Origin of the sequence: Hydrotalea sp., from assembly GCA_030054115.1 — a bacterium.
GTDB lineage: Bacteria > Pseudomonadota > Alphaproteobacteria > JASGCL01 > JASGCL01 > JASGCL01.
Genome location: JASGCL010000039.1, coordinates 1 through 6,084, shown reverse-complemented (window position 1 = coordinate 6,084; position 6,084 = coordinate 1). Strand labels below are relative to the sequence as shown.

5 protein-coding genes and 1 tRNA gene are annotated in these 6,084 nt (G+C 49.8%); 2 read left to right on the top strand and 4 right to left on the bottom strand.

Going from position 1 to position 6,084, the window contains the following annotated elements:
* Nucleotides 1-125: 125 nt before the first annotated feature.
* From QM529_06565 to QM529_06555, 3 genes are all read right to left on the bottom strand, one after another.
* A tRNA-Arg gene (locus QM529_06565) sits at nt 126-202 on the bottom strand.
* 68 nt (nt 203-270) lie between these two features.
* Entirely contained in the window at nt 271-888 is a 618-nt protein-coding gene (gene ilvN / locus QM529_06560) for an acetolactate synthase small subunit (GenBank protein ID MDI9314317.1), read from the bottom strand.
* Between the two features lie 28 nt (nt 889-916).
* Nucleotides 917-2,692 (bottom strand): acetolactate synthase 3 large subunit, encoded by a 1,776-nt coding sequence (locus tag QM529_06555; GenBank protein ID MDI9314316.1) that lies wholly within the window; start codon nt 2,690-2,692, stop codon nt 917-919.
* Between the two features lie 258 nt (nt 2,693-2,950).
* Here QM529_06555 and QM529_06550 point away from each other — a divergent pair, with 258 nt between their 5' ends.
* Both QM529_06550 and QM529_06545 read left to right on the top strand, forming a co-directional pair.
* Nucleotides 2,951-3,829 carry a UbiA family prenyltransferase gene (locus QM529_06550; protein ID MDI9314315.1) on the top strand — a complete coding sequence of 293 codons (879 nt, stop codon included), beginning with the start codon at nt 2,951-2,953 and terminating at the stop codon, nt 3,827-3,829.
* Nucleotides 3,830-3,871: 42 nt separating this feature from the next.
* A complete protein-coding gene (locus tag QM529_06545) occupies nt 3,872-4,597 on the top strand; it encodes a hypothetical protein (GenBank protein MDI9314314.1) in 726 nt (241 codons plus the stop codon).
* A gap of 33 nt (nt 4,598-4,630) precedes the next feature.
* Here QM529_06545 and QM529_06540 read toward each other — a convergent pair whose 3' ends face one another.
* Entirely contained in the window at nt 4,631-6,073 is a 1,443-nt protein-coding gene (locus QM529_06540; protein ID MDI9314313.1) for an L-serine ammonia-lyase, read from the bottom strand.
* Between the last annotated feature and the right edge of the window lie 11 nt (nt 6,074-6,084).

Sequence of the window (6,084 nt, the reverse complement as noted above, 5' to 3'; positions counted from 1 at the left end):
TTTCTGCCACTTATTGGTTTTTATGGCGTTCCCGATTGGATTCGAACCAACGGCCCGCGCATAGGCGTAAGCCTATCGCCAAACAAATGCTAAAAAATAAGTTTTCTGCCACTTATTGGTTTTTATGGCGTTCCCGATTGGATTCGAACCAACGGCCTTAGGATTAGGAATCCTACGCTCTATCCAGCTGAGCTACGGGAACATATAATTCGATGATACAATGTCCTAATGGCTAGGTTCTAACGGCTAGCGATAATCAAAGCAACCAGCTTAATCGTTGCTGTCAACCAAATGGTTGGGTTTCATATCGGCCGACAGGGCAATAACCCCCGACCGCACCAATTCAACCTTGGTCTCACCCGCCTTATCCACCTTGCTCATATCATGCACCCATTTGCAAAATTGTTCGACCTCCGGCGCATTGCCGCTGTAACAAAACATCACGCCACCGGCCGATTTTTTTATCACCACCGCACCCTTTTTTTCCACCTGGGAAATTATTTTTGCCAGGTTGCTGTTTTTGCCCAGCAACAGCTTGACCATCGCCATCTCGCCCGATAAAAAATTACCATCGGTGGTTAAATCATGCACATCATGCACCGGTATCAACCTAGCCAATTGGCTTTTAATCTGGCGAATGGTTTTTTCGGTGCCCGATGTCACCAAGGTAATGCGCGACAGGTGGTGATGTTGCCCGACGGCCGACACGGTCAGGCTTTCGATATTATAACCCCGCCCCGAAAACAACCCAACGACCCGCGCCAACACCCCAGGTTCGTTATCGACCATCACCGCCAGGGTGTGAAACCGCGTTTTATCCGGCGTGCCGGCAAGCTCGTACACCGATGCCGGCGCGTCGTCTGATTTATTTTTTTTCTGTTGTGCCATGATTCTTTTCCTTATTTTTTTATCTTGCTTACACCAATGTCCGCCCGGCCTTATCAATAATTTTATCGCTGGCCTCTTGCCCGCCGGTTACCGGCCCCAACAACATTTCATTATGCGGCTTGCCCGACGGAATCATCGGGTAACAATTTTCCATCGGGTCGATGCAGACATCGACCATCACCGGTCCGTTATGCGCCAGCATCTTGTCTATCGTTGCGTCGATATCCTTCGGGCTTTGCACGCGCAGGCCCAACCAGCCAAAACTTTCGGCCAATTTTACAAAATCGGGAAGGGAGTCAGAATAACTTTCCGAATAACGGCCGCCGTGCAATAATTCTTGCCACTGCCGCACCATGCCAAGGTATTCATTGTTGAGAATAAAAACCTTCACCGGCAATCGGTATTGCTTGGCGGTCGCCATTTCCTGCACATTCATCAATATCGACCCCTCACCGGCGACATCTATCACCAATTTGTCGGGGTTGCCCAATTGCGCGCCAATCGCCGCCGGCAGACCATAGCCCATGGTGCCCAACCCGCCCGACGTAAGCCAGCGGTTGGGTTTATCAAACCCGATATATTGCGCGGCCCACATTTGGTGCTGGCCGACCTCGGTCGAAATAATATAATCGCGTGATTTTATCTTGGCCTGCAAACGCTCCAGCGCATATTGCGGCTTGATAACCTCGTCGCTGTTTTTATAGGCCAGGCATTTTTTACCGCGCCACGCCGTTATTTCCGCCCACCAATTTTTTAAATCGGCGGGTTTTTCTTTTTTGGCTAGCTCCTGAAATTCATCGCGCAGGGCGGCCAGGGCGGCCTCGCAATCGGCGAGGATGCTGACATCGACCTCTATCGTTTTGTTAAAGCTACTGCGGTCGATATCGATATGAATTTTTTTGCTGTCGGGTGAAAAAGCATCCAACCGACCGGTGATGCGGTCGTCGAACCTTGCGCCGACGCACAACATAACATCGCAATCGTGCATTGCCCAATTGGCCTCGTATGTGCCGTGCATGCCGAGCATGCCCAAGAAATTTTTATCGGTCGCGGGAAAGGCACCAAGCCCCATCAGCGTCAGGGTTATCGGCATGTTGGTCATGGCGATGATTTCTTTCAACAGATTGGAACAATGGCCACCCGAATTGATAAGCCCGCCGCCGCCGTAAATTATTGGTTTTTTAGCGCGCCACAACATGGTTGCGGCCTGTTTAATTTTTGCCCTATCGGGTTGGGTTTGCGGCTGGTATGTCGGGTGCGGCTTGTCCTTAAAACTTTTGTAATCGGTGGTGGCAAATTGCACGTCCTTGGGAATATCAATTAACACCGGCCCGGGGCGACCGCTGGTGGCGACATAAAATGCCTGGTGAATAATACGCGATAAATCGTCAACCTTGCGCACCAAATAATTATGCTTGGTGCAGGGCCGGGTGATGCCGGTGGTGTCGCATTCTTGGAAGGCATCGGTGCCAATTAAATGACTGGCGACCTGCCCCGAAATACAAATCAGCGGGATAGAATCCATCAAGGCATCGGTCAGGCCGGTGATGGCGTTGGTCGCCCCGGGCCCCGATGTTACCAACACCACCCCGGGTTTGCCGGTGGCGCGGGCGTAACCCTCCGCCGCGTGGGCGGCCCCGCCCTCCTGCCGCACCAGAATATGGCGGATATGGTTTTGTTGGAACAGCTCGTCATAAATCGGCAATACCGCGCCACCCGGGTAACCAAAAATCGTGTCGACCCCTTGCTCCTTCAGGGCCTGTAATAAAATTTGCGCACCGTTCAATTGGGTCGATTGGGTCATTTTGTTGGGGTATTATTTGGGCTTTATTTATGGGCTTTATTCGAAAAAAAGTGATACTAGCAACCCCCAAACATGTCAAGAATGCATGTTGTAAAATCTATTGCCTATATAACATATTATTTGCTAGTTATAATATTGCACCGGGTTGTTGCGCAAGGTCGGTAATTGATTTTGGCTGTCTTTTATGGCATAGTCGTTTGATGTTGTTTTTTAGCAAATTTTTTCAACCTGTCATTATTTTCCGCCATGCCCCCCATCATGCCCCAAATTATCACATTGCTTAAAATTCTCCGCCCGCACCAGTGGATAAAAAACCTTCTTGTGTTTGTGCCGCTTATCGCGAATCGCGACCTGTTTACCCCATCCTTGGTGATGCAAAGCCTGTTGGTGTTTGTGATATTTTGCCTTGGCGCGTCGAGCGTTTATATCGTCAACGACCTGCTGGATATTAAAAACGACCGCAAGCACCCGACCAAAAAATTTCGCCCGATTCCCGCCGGTAAAATATCAATACCGCTGGCTGTTATCATCGCCGTCCTTTTGCTGGCGGGCGGGGTATTTTTGTCAATATGGTTTTTTAATAATATCTTGGGCCTGCTGTTGCTGGGGTATTTTTTATTATCCTTGAGTTATTCGCTGTGGCTTAAAAAAATAGCCATCATCGATATTATTATCTTGTCATTGTTTTATTTGTGGCGCGTCATGATGGGCGGGGTGGCGTTAGACATCACCATTACCTTTTGGTTGGTTATATTCACGCTGTTTTTATTTTTTAGCCTGTCTTGCGTCAAACGCTACATCGAAATCTATCGCGCCAAAAATGTCGCGGCCTATAAAAATATCCAAGGCCGTGGTTACAGCGCGGGCGACGATATTTTTATCATGCTGATGGGCATGGCATCGTCATTCGCGGCGGTGGTTATTTTGTGCCTTTATTTTCATGAAAATGCCTCTTATCATTTTGCCTACGCCTATATTATTATCCTGTTGCTGTGGTTGAATCGCCTGTGGTTCCTCAGCCACAAAAACTTGGTGCATGACGACCCGTTGGTTTTCGCGGTTAAGGACAAATGGTCGCTGTTGATGTTTTTATTGATGGGGATTTTGGTCGTCATCGACATGAAAATCGCGGGTTAATTCAGGCTTTACAGGGGCCATGTAAATTGATAATACTGAAAAATGATGAAAGATTTCTTAACCCGTATCGGTCTGCGCAAGAAAAAGAAAAGCGCGCTTCAATCCTTTTGCGATTGCGTCTGTGGTTGCCTCCGTTGCTGGGGGCGCGCCGTTGTTGACCATGGTTTGGTTTATGGTATTGGCTTGGGCATTGGTTTCGCCATGTATGCCGCCAGCATGTATTGGTTTTATGCGCAGGGCCAGGATATTTTATTTTACCGCGGCATTGTATTGATGTTAATCGACGCGGTGGTTTTCTTTGCGGTTGTTTATGGGCTGTGCGTCTTGGTTTCAAAAAAAATCTTGCCGAGCTTAAAAAATAAAAATCGGTTTAAGGGTTGCCTTGCCCATTACGCCGGCCTTGTCAAAACACAGGTTCTAGGGCTTACCCTTGCCGGTTTATTTTTTAACCTGGCGTTTCACGGCACGGTGACCACCAGCCTTGACCGCGCGATAAGCGTCTTCTTGCTCGGCTATAGTTACAAAATTGATAGGCCGTTTACCACCGACGATTGGAAAAACGAATTTCAACAGGTTTATGTAAAAAAATATGGTGCCATCGAACGGCGCGTTGCCGAACAATTGGCCAGCGGTAATATTGAAAAAACGCCCGATGGCAAAATGGTCTTAACCGCCAAGGGCAAAAAAACCGTCGCCAGCTGGCTGGTTTTCAATCGCATCCTGAACGTGAACAACCGTTTCGTCAGCCCCGATGTTATTGGGAAGTAGGTTATTGCTCCTAGTGTAGTGCTACTTGTTGCCCTAACACTCCGGCAGGGCGACCGAGACCTTGGTGGCGAGGCCGCCCTCCGAGGTTTCTTTATATTTATGCATCATGTCCTTGCCGGTTTCCATCATGGTTTCAATCACCTTATCCAAACTTACCAAATGGGTGCCATCGCCATGCAGGGCGAGGCGCGAGGCATTAATCGCCTTGACCGCGCCCATCGTGTTGCGTTCGATGCAAGGCACCTGAACCAACCCCTTAATCGGGTCGCAAGTCAGCCCGAGGTTATGTTCCATGCCAATTTCGGCGGCGTTTTCGACCTGCTCCACCGTGCCGCCCATCGCCGCGGTTAATGCGCCGGCCGCCATGGAACATGCCACCCCGACCTCCCCCTGGCAACCAACCTCGGCCGCCGAAATCGACGCATTTTTTTTATACAACATGCCAATCGCCGCCGCGGTCAACATAAATACACGCAGGTTTTTTACGTCCTTGCCTCCCGGCACAAACCGATTGTAATAGGCCATGACCGCCGGAATAACCCCAGCCGCACCATTGGTCGGGGCGGTAACAACGCGGCCACCGGCGGCGTTTTCTTCATTCACCGCCAGGGCAAAGACATTAACCCAATCGAGGGTTTTCATCGGCACCTCATCCAGCGAGATATTGCCCAGCTTCATTTTTATTTCCGCGGTCGACTTGGCTAGGTTGTTGGCAATTTGCTTGGCGCGGCGGCGGATATTAAGCCCGCCGGGCAGAATCCCTTCCTCGGTCATGCCACGCTCGATGCAGGCCTGCATCACGCCCCAAATTTTATCAATGCCGGATTCGATTTCTTCCTTTTTGCGCCACGTCAATTCATTTTCCATCAGCAATTCGGCAATCGTCATGTTTTTCTTTTTCGCCAGTGCCAACAACTCCTCCGCATTGTTAAACATGTTGGGCACGGTGAGGTTGGCCGATGCCGCCTGGTTACTGCTCCCCCTGTCAAATTCCTCGTCGCTCAACACGAAACCGCCGCCGATGGAATAATAGGTGTCTTGAAAAATCACCTTGCCCGATTTGTCGCTGGCAATAAATTCCATGGTGTTGGAATGTTTTTCTTTAAATTCACCGAAGCGAAAATCGAGGTGCTTTTCATAAATAAAATCAATAACATGACCGCCGCCACCATTAGCCGCCAAATTTAATTTTTTGCTGGTTTTCAACTGGTCGATTTTTTCCTCAACCAAGTTGGGGTCGGTGGCGTCGGGCGTTTCCCCCATCAGGCCCAGCACAATCGCCCGGTCAGTGGCGTGCCCCAAGCCGGTCAGGGCGAGCGAGCCATAGAGCTTCACCGTGAGCTCGTTCACATCGGCCAATTTTTTTTGCGTTACCAAATCGGTGACGAAACGTTTGGCGGCGATCATGGGCCCGACGGTGTGCGAACTCGACGGCCCAATGCCAATTTTAAAAAGGTCAAAAACAGATAGGTGCATTGCTTCACCAT

Coding starts and splice junctions, on each gene's coding strand:
- ilvN (MDI9314317.1), bottom strand. CDS start 888: ATGGCACAACAGAAAAAAAATAAATCAGACGACGCGCCGGCATCGGTG.
- QM529_06550 (MDI9314315.1), top strand. CDS start 2,951: ATGCCCCAAATTATCACATTGCTTAAAATTCTCCGCCCGCACCAGTGG.
- QM529_06545 (MDI9314314.1), top strand. CDS start 3,872: ATGATGAAAGATTTCTTAACCCGTATCGGTCTGCGCAAGAAAAAGAAA.
- QM529_06540 (MDI9314313.1), bottom strand. CDS start 6,073: ATGCACCTATCTGTTTTTGACCTTTTTAAAATTGGCATTGGGCCGTCG.
- QM529_06555 (MDI9314316.1), bottom strand. CDS start 2,692: ATGACCCAATCGACCCAATTGAACGGTGCGCAAATTTTATTACAGGCC.